The organism is Hallella seregens ATCC 51272 (genome assembly GCF_000518545.1).
Classification (GTDB): domain Bacteria; phylum Bacteroidota; class Bacteroidia; order Bacteroidales; family Bacteroidaceae; genus Prevotella; species Prevotella seregens.
The window spans coordinates 123,632-139,811 of the sequence record NZ_JADU01000010.1 but is presented as its reverse complement, the minus strand read 5'-3'; the positions used below and the strand labels follow the sequence as shown (position 1 = coordinate 139,811).

Genomic DNA, 16,180 nt, shown 5'->3' with positions numbered 1-16,180 from the left:
TTCATCGAAGATGTTGTATTTACTTTTTGCTTATCCATAGCGACATTTTTTTTATGCGTCCAAAGATCGGAGTATGCTGATTCCTTTTTGTAGCAAAATAGAGGTAGCGGGGCGAGGCTTGCACAAGGTTTTGGCGGAAAATACTACCCATAGGTGTGGAGATTTTCCAGACAAACCCAGCGGCACTGACCTTTTGAAAGCCACAAGCCCCGTACTACCTTTGCGGATAAAAAGGGAACAGCATCCGTCTTCTTCATTTCGCATATTGTGGAGCATTGGAAAGGAAGCGAAAGTGCAACGCCCATAGTGGAAAACAGAAAAGGTGGCTATCTCAAAATGCGAGATAACCACCTGATGAACGATAAATGAAAGTGTTTACAGATTACATCGTCGTGCTTCTCAAAGCACGCAAAGCAGGATGGCACAGAGTATCGCCAGCCAGAAGAGAAAGCTCAGCAGCGTAAAGGTAACTTGGAGAATGACTCTGACAATAAAGCGCAGTATCAGAAAGCCTGCAATGACTGACACGGCGGTAACGACCTGTGGCGTTACTATCTTTGAGATAAGCCAAACGACACCGATAACGATGGAGAGCAGGATGACCAGTTCGATGAAGCGTGTCCAACTGAAACGGCGGACTTGCTTGAAAGAAATCGGCTGCTGCTTGATGTTATTGCTTTTGTTCGATGCGTCTGCCTTGATGAAGGCAGGTGTGTGGACATCTTGATTCATGATGATTGTATTCATAATCGGAGCTTTGAATAGTTCAAGAGCAATAACAAGATGCGCAGGCTACACAAAGACAAGTGTTGGTACAAACTCTTGGCGTGTGGAGCGGAGCGTTTATCTTGGCTCTTGACACTACAAAAGCTCCCGATGGTGCTGCATCAAGTCATGTTCTCACCGCCTATCGTTGGCAGACCATTGACCTCAATGAGCAGAACGATTGTTCCTGTCAGTTCGGTGTAGAGTTTCTCATACTCAGGACTTGCGCCAAAATCTTCCGTGAGTTCATACTTGTCGAAAACGCTTTGCACAGCCTTGTTCTTCAGGAGTATCGGGGATAGTCTTTCGGGGAGTGGGGAGGGCAGTTCTTTCTCAAACTCATTCTCCAAGACAGATACAAGCGTGTCGTACTTTGAGAAATGCAGTCCTCTATACAACACTTCGCTTGCCATACTCTCAGCTTCGGGATGCGAGAAGCCTTGTGCCACTGCATCGCAGTAGGTGGTAAGAGCTTCGTCGGCTCTTGCCGTTATGAATGGTTTGTCACTCAGCATTTCGGGGAAATGCTCACTGAGGTAGTTCTCTAACTTCAGACGGAAGTAGGATAGTTCTTTCTTAGTTGTCATAATCTTCTTGGTTTAGGGTTATACATTATTATATTATCGGATTCCCATTGCCTTGTTGAACTTACCGAGTTTGTCGGCAAGCTGTTCCATGTCATGCTCAATCTTCTTGTTGGTGATGCGAGCATAAATCTGTGTGGTCTTTATGTTGGTATGTCCCAGCATCTTCGACACACTTTCCATCGGAACGCCCTTACTCAAAGACATGGTGGCAAATGTATGCCGGGCAAGGTGAAAGGTCAGGTTCTTCTTGACACCGCAAAGGTCGGCTATTTCTTTCAAATACGCATTAGTCTTCTGATTCGTCAGTATGGGGAATAGTTTGCCATCCCGATAGGTCTTTCCACTATACTTTGCAATGATGCGCTTCGGAATATCGAGAAGTAGGACATTTGTTTCCACGCTTGTTTTCTGCCTTTTGGTCATAATCCACTGCTTGTCATCGAGCGTGACGATGTTGTCCGGTGTGAGATTGGACACGTCAATGTATGCCAGCCCTGTAAAGCAAGAGAAGATGAAAACGTCCCTTACCAGTTCCAAACGCTGGATGCCGAAATCCTTGTTGGCTATCTTCATGATTTCTTCGTCCGTGAGGAAACCACGGTTTACCGGCTCCAAGTGGAAACGATGATTGAGAAAGGGGTCGTGAAGGAGATAGCCACGCTTTTGTGCATATATGGTTACGGTTTTGAGAGCCTTCATTTTCTTGACCGACGTATTGTAAGCGCAGCCTGCCACAGTACTCAGATATAACTCAAAGTCTTGTACCACGGATGGTGTGAATTCTGTCAGTCCTATATCCTTTCTTCCATATTTATGGATAAGGAACTCTGAGAAATGTCTTTTCAAAACACTGTACTTTTGCAGACTGTCTTTGCTGATGGTGTGTCCGACACGCTGCTTGATGTCTTCGTTGAACTTGTCGAATACCGGGAGGAAAGTTGTGTACTCCCTGTCTTTTCCTACAAAGAAAGAACGGATTTTCTCCAATGACAGGGACTCGTCATCCTCAAACTTGCGGTAAATTCCATTCAATGTAGTGGAAATAGAGTCCAATGCGGCATTGACGGACAAACTTTCTGCCGTCCTACCTTTAAGCCGGCTTGTGGCATTATTCCACATTGTCTTATCCACGAAAATTTTCGTAGAGCCAAAATTTGCCATTTCTCCGTTAAGGAATACACGGAGCATTACAGGCGACTTTCCTTCTTTGTTCTCATAGTTTGAGCGTAGGTAGAAGGATACCTTGAAATTTGTTCTCATAATGCATCATTCTTTTGTGTAGCACTCGGCTGCAAAGTTAATATATAACATACTGAAACAGAAAGAATTGATGCCGTCAATATGGTATTCAGAATCCCGTCACTGCTACATTTTTTATTGCTACAATTTTTGTGTAGCAGTTTATGTAGCAGAATTTGACCGAATAATGACTGTCAAAACATAGGGTTATGCCGTCAGGCGATAGAGGTATATACAAAGAAAAATCGTTGTAAAACCTTGATTTTACAACGATTAGCTAATTTTTGAAGGCTAAATTGACAACCTTTGTGAAGTCCTTTTGAAGCCTATTAGCGGAGAGAGAGGGATTCGAACCCCCGGTACCTCTCGGTACGACGGTTTTCAAGACCGTTGTAATCGACCACTCTACCATCTCTCCTTCTCGATGTAGCGAATGACACTTCTCGAAGGTGGGTGCAAAGGTAGATAATTTAATTGGGATTTGATGGGAGTAGGGAGAAGATTTTTATGTGGGTTAACGTTTATTAATGGTATTGGATTTGATGGTGCTTTGAAAAAGAGGTACTTTTGCAATTAAATACAATACGGTATATATTAATAATATGTAAGGGTGGTAGTGACATAGTGCAAGGGCGGTAGTGATACGATGCAAGGGCGGTAATGCTGCAAATGGGATAGGGTGACGCACCATCAGACGGGCGTGAAGTTCTATGAAATGAGTAGGTGAATAGCAGGGTGATGTATAATGACGGTGTGTGATGGTGTGGCACATGATAGGGTGACGTGCGATATGGTGACGTATAACAAAGTGATATGTAATAGGCAACGTATAATAGAAGAATCGAGATAGATGATATATCCCAGCAACTTTGAAAACAAAATAGGCTTTGATGAAATCAGGGCAAGGCTGAAGAGTGCGTGTCTGTCTACACTGGGCAAGAGCTTGGTGGACGAGATGGCTTTCTCGGCAGATGCAGAACAGGTGAGCACTTGGATGGAAGAAATCCGAGAGATGCGCCGGATAGGGGAGGAGGGCGAGGAGTTCCCCCTCACCTATTTTTTTGATGTACGCGAGAGCGTGAGGCGTGTACGTCTGGAGGGCACGTGGATGGAGGAGCAAGAACTTTTCGATTTGCGACGTTCGTTGAAAACCATTGAGGATCTCGTGAAGTTTCTCTATCGTGGCGAACCCATGGAACAGCAGCGGCATGCGGAACATGATACACGGCATGAAAACGTGAGTGGAGAGGTGCTCCAGAGAGGCTATGATGATGAAGCACAGCACGAAAATGTTGCAATCGGCGCCGAAGAGGATGACATGGTGACTGTAACTGCCGATGCGTTTGCACTCAAGCGATGGGCTTATCCTGTTCTGCACGATTTGGCTGATGGTATAGCTACGTTTCCTGTGCTCATTCAGCAGATAGACCAGATTCTGGACAAATTCGGGCATATCCGCGACAATGCCTCGCCGGAACTGCTCAATATCCGGCGTGAGCTGGCTCGCACGGAAAGTTCCATCTCCCGCATTCTGAACGGCATCCTTCGAGCAGCGCAGACTGACGGGGTGGTCGACAAAGACGTGGCCCCCACCATGCGCGACGGCCGTCTCGTTATTCCGGTGGCTCCGGCACTGAAACGCAAGATTTCGGGAATCGTCCACGACGAGAGTGCTACGGGGCGTACTGTGTTCATTGAACCTACCGAAGTGGTCGAAGCCAACAACAAAATACGTGAGCTGGAAAGCGAGGAGCGTCACGAGATTATCCGTATCCTCACGAAGATGGCCGCCCGCATCCGTCCGCACGTGCGCGAGATACTCGACTCTTATCACTTCCTGGCCCAAATAGACCTCATCCAGGCCAAGTCCAGCCTGGCCAAAGCCATGGATGGTTATGAGCCCCATCCCGCTGCCCGCCCTTATGTAGACCTGATTCAGGCTCGGCATCCATTGCTCGAGGCTCATCTCAAAGCGGGCCAGGGCATTGTGCCACTCGACATCATGCTCACGGCCGAGAAGCACATTCTAATCATTTCCGGCCCGAATGCGGGCGGCAAGTCTGTGTGTCTCAAGACGGTGGGGCTGCTGCAATATATGCTGCAGTGCGGGCTCTCCATTCCCGTGGGCAGTCGCAGCCGGTGCGGTGTTTTTGCCGACATCATGATGGATATTGGCGATGAGCAGAGTCTGGAAAACGACCTTTCGACCTATTCCTCCCATCTCTTGAATATGAAGAACATGATGCGCCAGGCTTCCGACAGGACGCTGATTCTTATCGATGAGTTCGGCACCGGCACCGAACCCCAGATTGGCGGTGCCATTGCCGAGAGCGTGCTGGGGCAGTTCTGTCGCCGTGGTGCCTGGGCCGTCATCACCACCCACTACCAGAATCTGAAACACTTTGCCGACAGCCACGACGGAGTGGCCAATGGTGCCATGCTCTACGACCGCCATGAGATGCGGCCTCTTTTCCAATTGGACATCGGCCGGCCGGGCAGCTCGTTCGCCATCGAGATTGCGCGCAAGATAGGACTGCCCGAAGAAGTGATTCGCGAGGCCAGCGACATGGTGGGCTCCGACTACATCCAGAGCGACAAATACCTGCAGGACATCGTGCGCGACAAGCGTTATTGGGAACAGAAACGCCAGACGGTGCACCAGCAGGAAAAGGAACTTCAGCGGCGCATCGACCAGTATGAGGCCGACATTACCGATGTGGATCGCCAGCGTCGTGACATTCTGAACCAAGCGCGTCAGGAGGCCGACGAACTTCTGCGCGAGGCCAACCGCCGCATAGAGAATACCATCCGCGAGATCAAGGAGCAGCAGGCCGAGAAGGAGGAGACGCGCAAGATACGTGCCGAGCTCGATGCTTTCAAGCAGGAAGTGGAGTCGGGCGACTGGAAAGCGGCGGGCAAACGTCAGAGTGGCGTGCTCTCGGATGAAGACTTCCAAAAGAAGATTGCGCAGATTCAAGCCCGCCGCCAGCGTCACGAGGAGCGCAAGAAGAACCGCAAGGCCAACGAGCAGCGGGCGGCCGAGACCCTGCGCGGGGCTGCCTTGAAACCGCGTTCCACGGGTGCTGCCCCCAAGTCCTTGGCTCCGGGCGATGAGGTTCGTATCAAGGGGCTTAGGTCAACGGGCCGCATTGAGGCTCTGGACGGAAAGACGGCCACGGTCATCATCGGCGACATGCGCACCAAATTGCCGTTGGGCCGTATCGAGGGGGTGGGCGAATCAGAGGTTGTAGCCGAGACGGATGCACCCAAGACAAAGATGGATGAAATCAAAGCCGGACTCCAAAGCTACAATATTTCCCACGTCACTCAGGGCACCATCGACGACCACCGCAAGAATTTCAGGCAGGATCTCGACGTTCGCGGCATGCGTGGCGACGAAGCCCTGCAGGCTGTGCAGTATTTTGTCGACGATGCAATCCTCATGGGCATGCCGCGCGTGCGCATTCTCCATGGCAAGGGCAACGGCATCCTGCGCCAGCTCATTCGCCAATATCTTTCCTCCGAACCCAGCGTGAGCCATTTTCGCGACGAGCATGTGCAGTTTGGTGGAGCCGGCATTACGGTGGTGGACTTAGGGTAATCTTCAATTCAAAATTCATAATTCAAAATTCAAAATTGGCTGCGCGGGGGTTGCTTTGGCGGTACCTCTTCAATTCAAAATTCATAATTCAAAATTCAAAATTGGCTGCGCGGGGGTTGCTTTGGCAGTACCTTTTCAATTCAAAATTTATCTTTCATCATTCAAAATTTGGAATTGGATGGTTCGCGCATCACTATTTCCCCGTTATGTTTGGCTGTATCGGCGAAACTTTGTAAATTTGGCCCTATAAAGATTAAAAGTCACTAATGGCCTGTTCAGGGCAAAGAGAAGAAACGACTATGGAAGGAATATTCAGAGACGAGATCGAAGTGCGCCAGATAGACAAGTTCTTTTGTGACGAGATGGGCCGCCAGGTTCATCGCTATATCAAGGCCATGCATGGCTCGTTGGCCATGCTGGAGAAGTTCGAGGCCCGTTTGCGCCAGCTCACCATCCCCGAGCGCGAAGAGGTTCTGGCCCGATATATCGACCTCAATCGCAAGGTGGTGAAGGATTTGGACTGGCGCATGCTTGTTGCGCGGGCCATGGCCAACTTCTGCGACTCCTACAGTTATTTCAGCGAAGTGATGCACGACGAGAACACCATGGCCTTTTATGTGCCCCGCATGAAAGAGAAATACATCCGGCTGCACGAGGTGTTCGAGGAGAACGGCAAGTATGGCATCAAGGACCATGAGGGGCGTGTGCTGCTGTCGGCATCCTATGATTTCCTGCGCACGCCCTATGTCTACGTGGACGATTTGCTCACCATGCCCGTCATTGCCGAGAAGTCCGGCAAGATGGGGCTCGTCTTTCCCGATTACGAAGACACGGTGGTGATGCCTTTTGAGTACGATGACATTTCGCTGCGCGACGAAGAGCCGTGGTTCGAGCTGACGCGCAACGGTGTCGTCACCTACTGGCCGGGCGAACCCAAATAACGGTGTCCGGGCGGGCGGCACGCAAGGATCCCGTCCCGGCACTTCCCAAAACGACAGACATTGAACAAGAAAATTCTGCTGCTGCTCACCATCTTTGTTTTGTGGGCAGCGTTGATGATGCTGCAGAAGCCGGTGTTTCTTCTGCTCTATGCCGGTGGCCTGGCCCAGACATTCTCTGTGGTATGGCACGGCTTGCCACTCGATTTCTCCATGGCCGGCTATCTTTCGGCCCTGCCCGGACTGCTGTTGCTGGTCTCGGCGTTGCCTTTGCGTGCGCTCCATTCTGCGCGTGCCGAGTGTTGGCTGGGCCGTTTGTTACAGGGTTGGCTGGCCTTGGGGTCGCTGCTTGTGTCCCTGGCTTTCGTGGCCAACTGTGCCCTTTATGGCTACTGGCGGTTCCCGTTGGACGCCACTCCCATCTTCTTCATCACGTCTTCACCGGCCGATGCCATGGCCAGCGTGGCGTGGTGGCAGGCCGTGGGCGGCGTGGCGGCCGTGGCCGTGGCGGCTGCTTTCATGGCCTGGGCGTTCAGAAAGGCGTGCCGTTTCTTCCTTCCGGCCGCCCTCGCTCCCGCCCGGTGGTGGGGCGTGCCGCTGATGCTCGTCGTGGTGGCAGCCTTGTTCCTGCCCATCCGCGGTGGTTTCTCCGTAGCCACCATGAACACAGGCAAGGCTTATTTTTCCGACAACGAGACGCTGAACCACGCGGCCGTGAACCCCCTCTTCTCCTTTTTGGAGAGCGTGAGCCACCAGGAAGACTTCAAGAGCCAGTACCGCTACATGGACGACGGGCGTGCCCAGGCCTTGGTCGGCCAGCTCAACCGACTCGACACGGCGGCGGCAACGCCCGACACCTGCGTGCTTGCCGTGGAGCGTCCCGACGTTTACCTGATTGTCTTGGAAAGTTTTTCCGACACGCTGACCCGGCAGCCGGGCATCACCCCCACGCTCAACCGGCTGAAGCGCGAGGGCCTTTGGTTCTCTCATTTCTATGCCAACAGCTTCCGCACCGACCGCGGACTGCTCTCCATTCTGCAGGGCTATCCGGCTCCGGCCACGGTCAGCCTGATGAAGTTTCCCCGCAAGACGGCCGCCATTCCCTCGCTGGGCGAGAATCTGTCGCGCGTGCTGGGCTACCGGCTGCATTATTATTATGGTGGCGACGCCGACTTCACCAACATGCGATCGTTCCTGGTCAATCAGGGCTTCAGCCGCATCACCGAGGACGTGGACTTCCCCGTGTCGGCCCGTGTGAGCAAGTGGGGCGTGCCCGATCACCTGCTCTTCCGCCGCGTTGAGGCTGACTTGGCGCGCGAACGCCCCACGAACCGTCCCACGCTGCGTGTCATCCAGACCTCCAGCTCCCACGAACCGTTCGACGTGCCCTACCACCACCATGCCGACAAGGTGCTCAATGCCTTTGCCTATGCCGACAGTTGCGTGGGCGGTTTCGTCGGTTATCTCAAGCGGTCGGGGCGTTGGCGCCGCTCGTTGGTGGTGCTCGTGCCCGACCATTTGGGCGCCTGGCCTGCTGATGCCGACAATTTCAAGCCCTGGCGCTTCCACATTCCGCTGATATGGATGGGCGGGGCCGTGGGCCGTCCGTCCGTGATAGGCACCTACGGCTCCCAGCAGGACATCATGGCCACGCTCTTCAACCAGCTCAACGGAGGCCGCCGCCATCCAGCCTACCGCGGCACGCCGTTCTCCAAGGACCTCTTCAACCCCGCCGTTCCCCACTATGCTTTCTTCATGATGAACGACGGTTTCGGCCTGGCCCACGCCCAAGGCTCCGTGGTCTACGACCACAAGCTGCAGCGCAAGGTCTACGGCCACGGCCCGCAGCAGAGCCTCTGGCTCGACTATGGCAAGGCCCTCACCCAAATTCTTTTTGACGACATAGCCCAAAGATAAGCCCCACCGAATGACTTTCCACACCCTCTGCATCCCGCTCTGCATCCTCCAGACGCTTATCGATTGGGACACCCGCCTCACCCTGGCCGTGAACGGTTGCCACAACGACTACTGGGACACGTTCATGATGCTGTTTTCCGGCCGCTTCATCTGGATACCGTTCTATCTCTCTTTTGTGCTGGTCATGTTCCGCAATTTCCATTGGCGCGTCAATGTGGCCTGTCTTGTGGTGGGCATTCTGCTGCTCGTCATCAACGACCAAGTGTGTTCCTCGCTCATCCGCGGCATGATAGGGCGCATGCGTCCGGCCAATCTCGACAACCCCATATCGCCGCTCATTCACATCGTCGATGGCTATCGGGGCGGCCGTTTCGGCTTCCCCTCGGCCCATGCCACCAATTGTTGGGGCACCGCTTTCTTTGTCATCTACGTGTTCCGGCGGCATCTGCTGTCGTTCACCATGGCCGGTTGGGCCCTGCTCATGTGCTACTCGCGGGCTTATCTCGGCGTGCACTATGTGGGCGACCTGCTGGCCGGCACCCTGTTGGGGCTGTTCAATGCGAGCGTTGTCTACTATGTGTTCCAGCGTTCCATGCGCCGCACGTGCGAGACGCTCAAGCCCAGCCAGGTCAATTCGCCGCAGATGTACGTGCCGGTCATCGTGTGCTGGTCCGAGACGGCACTCATGCTCATCCTCGCCATCGGCGTCTATCCGTCCTAATCGCCCGTTTTCTTATCCGCCATGGACATTCATCCCGTCGCCCGTTTCCATTCCCCTTTCCTGTCGAAGTTCGGCATTCCCAAGCAGAGCGGCCTCGTGGAGGAGCTCGAGGGCACCGTCGTCTTCGAGCCCCGATACCGCAATGCCGACGCCCTGCGCGGCATCGAGGCCTTCGACTATCTCTGGCTCATCTGGGAGTTTTCGGCCAACCCGCACGGGGCCACGAGCCCCGTGGTGCGCCCGCCGGTGCTGGGGGGCAACGTGCGCATGGGCGTCTTTGCCACGCGGTCGCCTTTCCGTCCCAACGCCCTGGGGCTCTCGTCGGTACGGCTGTCGCATGTGGAGTGGGCGACGGCCCGCGGCCCCATCATCCATGTGCTTGGGGCCGACCTCATGGACGGCACTCCCATCTACGACATCAAGCCCTACGTGGCCTATGCCGACTGCCACGCCGGGGCCCGTTCGGGCTTTGTCGACACCACCCCCGTCCGCCGGCTGCAGGTCGAGATACCGCCGGCGGTGGCCGCGTCTTTCAGTGCGCGCCAGCTGGCTGCCCTGCGAAAGACCCTCGAACTCGACCCTCGACCCCACTATCAGCAGTCGCCCACCAGGGTCTATGGCATGCCTTTCGAGGGCCGCGACATCCATTTCAGGGTCTCGGCCGACGGCTTGCTCACCGTGCTGGGGTGAGGAAACGTTCGGGTTACAATGATTTTTTTCGCTCCACCGCCTTCACTATTATGATGCTGGTCTCATAGAGCAGCCAGATGGGGAGCAACACCACGGCGAGCGTGAACACGTCGCCCGTGGGGGTGATGACGGCTGCCACCGTCACGATGACCACCAGCGCATGGCGCCAGTAGCGTTGCATCCACTCGGATTGCAGCAGTCCGAAGAGGGCCAAAAGCCAGCTCACGACGGGAATCTCAAAGAGAATGCCGAAGACCAGACTCATCATCAGCAGCGTGTCCACGTAGGATTGCAGCGACAGTAGGTTGTGTATGTCGCTGCTCACCTGGTAGGTGCCCAGAAATCTGACGGTGAGGGGGAAGACGATGAAATAGTTGACCAGTACACCTGCCACGAACATGGCGTAGCCTCCCAGCACGATGCGGCGCGCCAGCCGCCGCTCGCGGGGATAGAGTGCGGGGGCCACGAAGCTGTAAAGCACGTAAACCGGGTAGGGCGAGGCCATGAGCAACCCGACGCAAAGCACCGTGCGCACGTGCACCATGAACTGCTCTGTGAGCCCCACGTTGACCAGTTCCAGCCTGAACGGCCCGGCGTGCATCAGCCGGTAGACCACGAAATCGGCATGCGCCGGGGCCAGCACGAGGTCGAACAGCGGCTCCTTGCCCGCAAAGGCCACGCCGCCACACACCGCGGCCACCAGCAGCATTCTGAACAGGTCGGCCCGCAGCACGTCCAGGTGTTCCCAGAACGTCATTCCCTTTCCTGCGCTTTCGTCTCCGTCTGTGCGGTGGGCTTCGGCTTGTCGTCCGGCTGCCCGTCGTCCACGCCGAGGTCTTTCTCCACCTCGTTCATGCCTTCCTTGAAGCTCTTCACGCCCTTGCCCAGTCCCCTCATCAGTTCGGGAATCTTCTTTCCGCCGAAGAGCAGCAGGACAATCAGCACGATGACGACAAGCTCCGTAGTACTCAATCCAAACATAGTCGTATGGTTTTTAATCGTTGTCTTGGTTGCAAAGATAGTGTTTTTCGGCCGCGCCGCCTACTTTCCCGCCCATTCTCCGAAGTCTTTCAGCACCACGCCGTCGAGCCGCACGTCGCATTCGGGCCCGATGTCGGCGGCTGTCTGGGTGTAGAGCAGGGTGCTGCGGCTGATGCCGATGCCGTGGACCATGCCCTGCCGCCCCCGGGCCTTGATGGCCGTCCGGGCTCCGTGGCACACCACGTCGCTGATGTGGATGTCGGTAAATTCGGGCAGGAAGTCCGTCTCGGCATTCTTCTGCGCCCCGGCCCCCACGTGGTTGTCGGTGTAGTCGCACTCGAAAACGATGGCCTCGTCCTTGATGTCGGTCATGTAAATCTGCGAGATATGGATGTCGCGCGTGGTTCCTCCGCGGCCCGCCGCACTCTTGAAGCGCAGTCCGGTGTCGGTGCCGGCAAAGGTGTTGCGGTGCACGTAGATGTTGTTCATGCCGCCGCTGAATTCCGACCCGATGACGAAACCGCCGTGGGCGTGGTACACGCGGTTGTCCTGTATGTTGATGTTCTCGCAAGGCCCGTCGGCCGCCCCCTTGGCTCCCGCACCTCCTTTCATGCAGATGCCGTCGTCGCCGGCATTGATGGTGTTGTTCACGATGAGCACGTTGCGGCAGTTTCCGATGTCGATGGCGTCGCCGTTCTGCGCGTTCCACGGGCAAGCCACGGTGATGCCGTCCACGATGACGTCGGTGCACCGCTGGGGCACCAGGTGGAACCGGGGCGCATTGCGCAGCGTGACGCCCTGCACGAGCACGCGCCGGCAGTCGGTGAACCGCACCAGGTGCTGGCGCATCCGCTCCTGCGCCTCATGGTCTTCGGCCACGTCGGGCTCGTGTTTCAGGCCGAAAGGATACCACAGGTCGCCCTTGGCCGTCACCGTGCCGCCCATGGCGCGGTACTGGTTCCACTCCGTGTCGCTCACCTTACTGCGCTTCACGGGCCGCCAGTATTCGCCGTTGCCGTCGATGATGCCCTCGCCGGTCACGGCGATGTTGCTGCGCTTCGAGGCGCTGAGGCAGGGCACGGCTTTGGCCGCCTTGCCGTCTGTGGCGGTCAGGAAGTCGCGTTTGTCGGGCGAAAAGAGTATCAATGCGTTGCGGTCCAAGTGCAGGTCTATGTTGTCTTTGAGCACGATGGGCCCCGTGAGCCAGATGCCGGCCGGCACGTTCAGGTGGCCGCCGCCCCGTTTGGCCAGGTCGGCCATGGCCTTGGCAAAGGCCCGGGTGTTCATGGTCAGGCCGTCGCCAACGGCTCCGTAGTCTTTCAGGCTCACGCTGAGGCTGGGTATTGCCGGGGTGTTCGGCTTAGGCATGGGCTTGGGCAGGTTGGTGTAGTAGCGGTCGTAGCCGCCGGTCGGTGTGCCCTCGGCGCATGTCGGGGCGGTCAGGAGCAGGGCCAGGGCGGTCAGGATGATTTGTTTCATACGTGTTGTTTTTAATGGTTGGGCCTGGGGAGGCGGTGTGTTGCGGGGGGTGTGCCGATGTGTCGCGGGCAGGATGTCGGCGTGCTTGGGGCAGTGTGCCGGCGTGTGGCCGCTGTTTTGATGTAGCCTTTGCTTGTTTGCAAAGTTACGAAAAAGCGCGGAAGAAGAAAGCGAATGGCCAAGTTTGTTGTGCGGTTCCGGCACGTTTGGGGTGGGGCGGGGTGGCAGAGGCGAGAGTCGGGTGGGGCGTGCGGGGCCCGTGGCTGCCTTTTTGGCCACGGTTCAAACCCGGCCCCTGCGCCAATATCGGCCTCTGCCGGCGGCCCGCTGGTTCGTCATGGCATTTTGTTCGTGCCGCCATCGCGCTGCGTTTACGGCGTTGTCGCGTGGTGTTTGCGCCGTTATCGCGTTGCGTTTACGCCGTTATCGCGTTGCGTTTACGCCGTTATCGCGTTGCGTTTGCGCCGTCGTCGCACGGCCGTTGCGCCGCCATCGGTGGGGGACTGCGGCGCAGGGCGGCGGCGGCACGCGCTGCACCCCCTGCGATCTCCCCCTGCACTCCCTGCAATCTCCGTCTTGCAGGAAAGCCATGGGCCACCTCACGTCCCGTGCCGGCCCCGTCCGTGCAATCCGTCTCGCGTTAAACCAATATAAAAATTGGAGTATCTTTTGCAATATTAAGGATTATTATTTATCTTTGCCACGTCACTAAAGACAAACATTAAAAGCCTCTCGAAGAATGACCATCGCCATTGTCGGCATATTGTTTCTGGCCTATTTGCTCATCGCCACCGAGGAGTTTACCAACGTCAACAAGGCGGCGGTGGCTGTCTTTGCCTGTACGGTGGGCTGGGTGCTCTACATCTGTTTCGGCACCGACTTCGTGATGAGCCAGCATGCCGGCGACTATCTGCTCTTTCTGGGCGGCCGGCCGTCGACCAGCGTCGTGGTGAAGGAGTTCATTGCCGGCAGCGTTTTTCTGAAATATGTGGGTCGGGCCTGCGAGGTGGTGCTCTTCCTGCTGGCCACGATGACCACCGTCGAGATATTGAACAACAACGGCTGCTTCGACTTCATCTCCCAATTGCTCAAGACACGCAGCAGCCAGCGCATGCTCTGGACACTGGCCGTCGTCACCTTATTAATATCTGCCAACCTCGACAATCTCACCACATCGGTGATGATGCTCATGGTGATGCACAAGATTGTGCTGAGCCGCCGCGCCCGCATGGTCTATGGATCGGCCATCCTGCTGGCGGCCAACTGCGGCGGGGCGCTCACCGTGATTGGCGACCCCACGGGCCTCATGCTCTGGAACAACGGACTGGTGACGCCCACCGACTACTCGCTTTCGCTGGCCCTGCCCTGCCTGGCGGCGTGGGCTTTGCCCACTTGGTGGATAGGGCGCGTGCTGCCCGATCGCGTGGAGACCGAGTGGGTAACGATGCCCTATCGGGGCGACGACACCCGGCTGAGCACGTGGCAGCGGCTGGTGATGCTCATTGTGGGCATCGGAGGGCTGTGGTTTATCCCCACGTTCCACAACATCACGCGGCTGAGTCCTTTCCTCGGCGCCCTCTGTGTGCTGAGTGTGCTGTGGGTGGTCAACGAGCTGTTCAACCGCAAGCTCCTCAACATGGGAGGGCTGAGTGAGCGTCGCGTGCCCCCGGCCCTGTTCTATGCCAGCCACCAAACCATCCTCTTCGTCTTCGGAATGATGCTGGCCCTCGGCGTGGTGAGGGAGACGGGTGCGCTGGCCGACTGCTGGAACTTCCTGCAACGGCTGGGAGCCACCGACTGGATGATGGGCCTCGGGGCGGGCGTGGCGAGCACCGTGCTCGATAATTTTGCCACGGCGGCGAGCTTCATCACGCTGAACCCCTCGGGCGAGACCAACGCCTTCTACTGGAAGCTTGTGGCCTATGCCTCGGCCGTGGGCGGCAACGTGCTCGTCTTCGGCTCGGTGGCCGGTGTGGCTTTGATACGGGCCGAGCGTGTCCACGTGGGCTGGTATTTCAAGCAGGTGGGGTGGAAAGCGGCCGTGGGCGCACTGGCAGGGTTCGGCCTGCTGCTGGCCATGGTGCTCTGACGGCCGGCCGGCGGAGGCTCGGGCAAGAGAAGAAAGAACAACAATAAAACAACATATCATGGTAAAAAGAATCAAGACAATCGGTGTGATGACCTCCGGAGGCGACGCCCCCGGCATGAATGCGGCCATCCGCGCCGTGACGCGCGCAGGCATTTGCAACGGTTTTCAAATCAAGGGCATCTACCGCGGCTACGACGGTCTCATCAACGGCGAGGTGAAACCATTCACCACAGAGAACGTGTCGGGCATCATCATGCAGGGCGGCACCATCCTGAAGACGGCTCGCTCCATGGAGTTTACCACGCCCGAGGGGCGCGACCGGGCCTACGCCACAATGGAGAAGGAGGAGATAGGCGCGCTGATTGTCATCGGCGGCAACGGCTCGCTCACGGGCGCCATGGAGTTTGCACGCGCCTATGACATGTGTTGCATCGGTCTGCCCGGCACCATCGACAACGACCTTTACGGCACCGACACCACCATTGGATACGACACAACGCTCAACACCATCGTGGAATGCGTGGACCGTATCCGCGACACGGCACAGAGCCACGAGCGCATTTTCTTCATCGAGGTGATGGGCCGCGACGCCGGTTTCCTGGCCCAGAATGCTGCCATAGCCAGCGGAGCCGAGGCCGCCATCATTCCCGAGGACTCCACCGACGTGGACCAGCTGGCCCAGTTCATGGAGCGCGGCATCCGCAAGTCCAAGAAAAGCTGCATCGTCATCGTGTCGGAGAGCCCCAAGTGCGGTGCCCTCTACTATGCCGACCGCGTGAAAAAGGAGTTCCCCGGCTACGACGTGCGCGTGTCTATCCTCGGCCATTTGCAGCGCGGCGGCCGTCCGTCGGCCCACGATCGCATCCTGGCCAGCCGCACTGGTGTAGGTGCCATCGAGGCCATCATGCAGGGCCAGCGCAACGTGATGGTGGGCATCCACAACAATGAAGTGACTTACGTGCCCCTCTCGGAGGCCATCCGGTCGGACAAGCCTTTCGACCGGAAGCTCATTAAAGTGCTCGGCGAACTGAGCATTTAGCATGGAACTAAAGTTTGTTAAAAAGTTTTCGACATATAAGAAATAAAGCGTATTTTTGCAGGTAAGACGTGCACGGGCATGCACCCGGTGCGCACGACAGGCAAAGAACAAGTCTAACATTATAGAATCATAGC

At 56.4% G+C, this 16,180-nt stretch carries 12 protein-coding genes, 1 tRNA gene and 3 pseudogenes; 8 read left to right on the top strand and 8 right to left on the bottom strand.

What is annotated here, in order from left to right:
- From L888_RS14860 to L888_RS0104795, 5 genes and pseudogenes are all read right to left on the bottom strand, one after another.
- A pseudogene (locus tag L888_RS14860) lies at positions 1 to 276 on the bottom strand (hypothetical protein); the annotation flags it as partial.
- Between the two features lie 123 nt (positions 277 to 399).
- Complete coding sequence (locus tag L888_RS0104810) at positions 400 to 747, bottom strand: hypothetical protein (RefSeq protein WP_007367138.1); 348 nt, start codon at positions 745 to 747, stop codon at positions 400 to 402.
- A 140-nt stretch (positions 748 to 887) separates the two neighbouring features.
- The gene (locus tag L888_RS0104805; protein WP_027952054.1) at positions 888 to 1,352 is read right to left on the bottom strand and encodes a DUF1896 domain-containing protein; all 465 of its coding nucleotides are present in this window, start codon (positions 1,350 to 1,352) and stop codon (positions 888 to 890) included.
- Positions 1,353 to 1,385: 33 nt separating this feature from the next.
- A complete protein-coding gene (locus L888_RS0104800) occupies positions 1,386 to 2,612 on the bottom strand; it encodes a site-specific integrase (RefSeq protein WP_027952053.1) in 1,227 nt (408 codons plus the stop codon).
- Positions 2,613 to 2,924: 312 nt separating this feature from the next.
- Positions 2,925 to 3,009: transfer RNA gene (locus L888_RS0104795), tRNA-Ser, on the bottom strand.
- Positions 3,010 to 3,441: 432 nt separating this feature from the next.
- On the opposite strand from L888_RS0104795, the pseudogene L888_RS15080 reads away from it, so the two are divergent.
- The 6 genes and pseudogenes from L888_RS15080 to tsaA all read left to right on the top strand — a co-directional run.
- Positions 3,442 to 3,843: pseudogene (locus tag L888_RS15080) on the top strand (endonuclease MutS2); the annotation flags it as partial.
- A gap of 102 nt (positions 3,844 to 3,945) precedes the next feature.
- A pseudogene (locus L888_RS0104790) lies at positions 3,946 to 6,192 on the top strand (endonuclease MutS2); the annotation flags it as partial.
- A gap of 299 nt (positions 6,193 to 6,491) precedes the next feature.
- Positions 6,492 to 7,133, top strand: a complete 642-nt coding sequence (locus L888_RS0104785; RefSeq protein WP_005845951.1) for a hypothetical protein — start codon at positions 6,492 to 6,494, stop codon at positions 7,131 to 7,133.
- Positions 7,134 to 7,193: 60 nt separating this feature from the next.
- Positions 7,194 to 9,047: an LTA synthase family protein gene (locus L888_RS0104780; RefSeq protein ID WP_027952051.1), complete on the top strand. Its 1,854-nt coding sequence runs from the start codon at positions 7,194 to 7,196 to the stop codon at positions 9,045 to 9,047.
- A gap of 10 nt (positions 9,048 to 9,057) precedes the next feature.
- Positions 9,058 to 9,768 (top strand): phosphatase PAP2 family protein, encoded by a 711-nt coding sequence (locus tag L888_RS0104775; protein WP_027952050.1) that lies wholly within the window; start codon positions 9,058 to 9,060, stop codon positions 9,766 to 9,768.
- Positions 9,769 to 9,789: 21 nt separating this feature from the next.
- Complete coding sequence (gene tsaA, locus L888_RS0104770) at positions 9,790 to 10,458, top strand: tRNA (N6-threonylcarbamoyladenosine(37)-N6)-methyltransferase TrmO (RefSeq protein ID WP_027952049.1); 669 nt, start codon at positions 9,790 to 9,792, stop codon at positions 10,456 to 10,458.
- A gap of 13 nt (positions 10,459 to 10,471) precedes the next feature.
- On the opposite strand, the gene tatC is transcribed toward tsaA, so the two are convergent.
- From tatC to L888_RS0104755, 3 genes are read right to left on the bottom strand one after another with little or no spacing between them, the layout of a single operon-like run.
- Positions 10,472 to 11,215 carry a twin-arginine translocase subunit TatC gene (tatC, locus tag L888_RS0104765; protein WP_027952048.1) on the bottom strand — a complete coding sequence of 248 codons (744 nt, stop codon included), beginning with the start codon at positions 11,213 to 11,215 and terminating at the stop codon, positions 10,472 to 10,474.
- Positions 11,212 to 11,439, bottom strand: coding sequence for a Sec-independent protein translocase subunit TatA/TatB (locus L888_RS0104760; RefSeq protein ID WP_005845960.1), 228 nt, complete (start codon positions 11,437 to 11,439; stop codon positions 11,212 to 11,214). Before L888_RS0104760 ends, tatC begins: the two co-directional genes overlap by 4 nt.
- Positions 11,440 to 11,499: 60 nt before the next feature.
- Positions 11,500 to 12,918, bottom strand: a complete 1,419-nt coding sequence (locus L888_RS0104755) for a glycoside hydrolase family 28 protein (protein ID WP_027952047.1) — start codon at positions 12,916 to 12,918, stop codon at positions 11,500 to 11,502.
- Positions 12,919 to 13,657: 739 nt separating this feature from the next.
- On the opposite strand from L888_RS0104755, the gene L888_RS0104750 reads away from it, so the two are divergent.
- Together L888_RS0104750 and pfkA are read left to right on the top strand one after the other, a co-directional pair.
- The gene (locus tag L888_RS0104750) at positions 13,658 to 15,007 is read left to right on the top strand and encodes an SLC13 family permease (protein ID WP_027952046.1); all 1,350 of its coding nucleotides are present in this window, start codon (positions 13,658 to 13,660) and stop codon (positions 15,005 to 15,007) included.
- A gap of 58 nt (positions 15,008 to 15,065) precedes the next feature.
- A complete protein-coding gene (gene pfkA, locus L888_RS0104745; RefSeq protein ID WP_005845966.1) occupies positions 15,066 to 16,046 on the top strand; it encodes a 6-phosphofructokinase in 981 nt (326 codons plus the stop codon).
- Positions 16,047 to 16,180 lie beyond the last annotated feature (134 nt).

Coding starts and splice junctions, on each gene's coding strand:
- L888_RS0104760 (WP_005845960.1), bottom strand. CDS start 11,439: ATGTTTGGATTGAGTACTACGGAGCTTGTCGTCATCGTGCTGATTGTC.
- L888_RS0104810 (WP_007367138.1), bottom strand. CDS start 747: ATGAATACAATCATCATGAATCAAGATGTCCACACACCTGCCTTCATC.
- tatC (WP_027952048.1), bottom strand. CDS start 11,215: ATGACGTTCTGGGAACACCTGGACGTGCTGCGGGCCGACCTGTTCAGA.
- L888_RS0104750 (WP_027952046.1), top strand. CDS start 13,658: ATGACCATCGCCATTGTCGGCATATTGTTTCTGGCCTATTTGCTCATC.
- L888_RS0104805 (WP_027952054.1), bottom strand. CDS start 1,352: ATGACAACTAAGAAAGAACTATCCTACTTCCGTCTGAAGTTAGAGAAC.
- L888_RS0104755 (WP_027952047.1), bottom strand. CDS start 12,918: ATGAAACAAATCATCCTGACCGCCCTGGCCCTGCTCCTGACCGCCCCG.
- tsaA (WP_027952049.1), top strand. CDS start 9,790: ATGGACATTCATCCCGTCGCCCGTTTCCATTCCCCTTTCCTGTCGAAG.
- pfkA (WP_005845966.1), top strand. CDS start 15,066: ATGGTAAAAAGAATCAAGACAATCGGTGTGATGACCTCCGGAGGCGAC.
- L888_RS0104785 (WP_005845951.1), top strand. CDS start 6,492: ATGGAAGGAATATTCAGAGACGAGATCGAAGTGCGCCAGATAGACAAG.
- L888_RS0104800 (WP_027952053.1), bottom strand. CDS start 2,612: ATGAGAACAAATTTCAAGGTATCCTTCTACCTACGCTCAAACTATGAG.
- L888_RS0104775 (WP_027952050.1), top strand. CDS start 9,058: ATGACTTTCCACACCCTCTGCATCCCGCTCTGCATCCTCCAGACGCTT.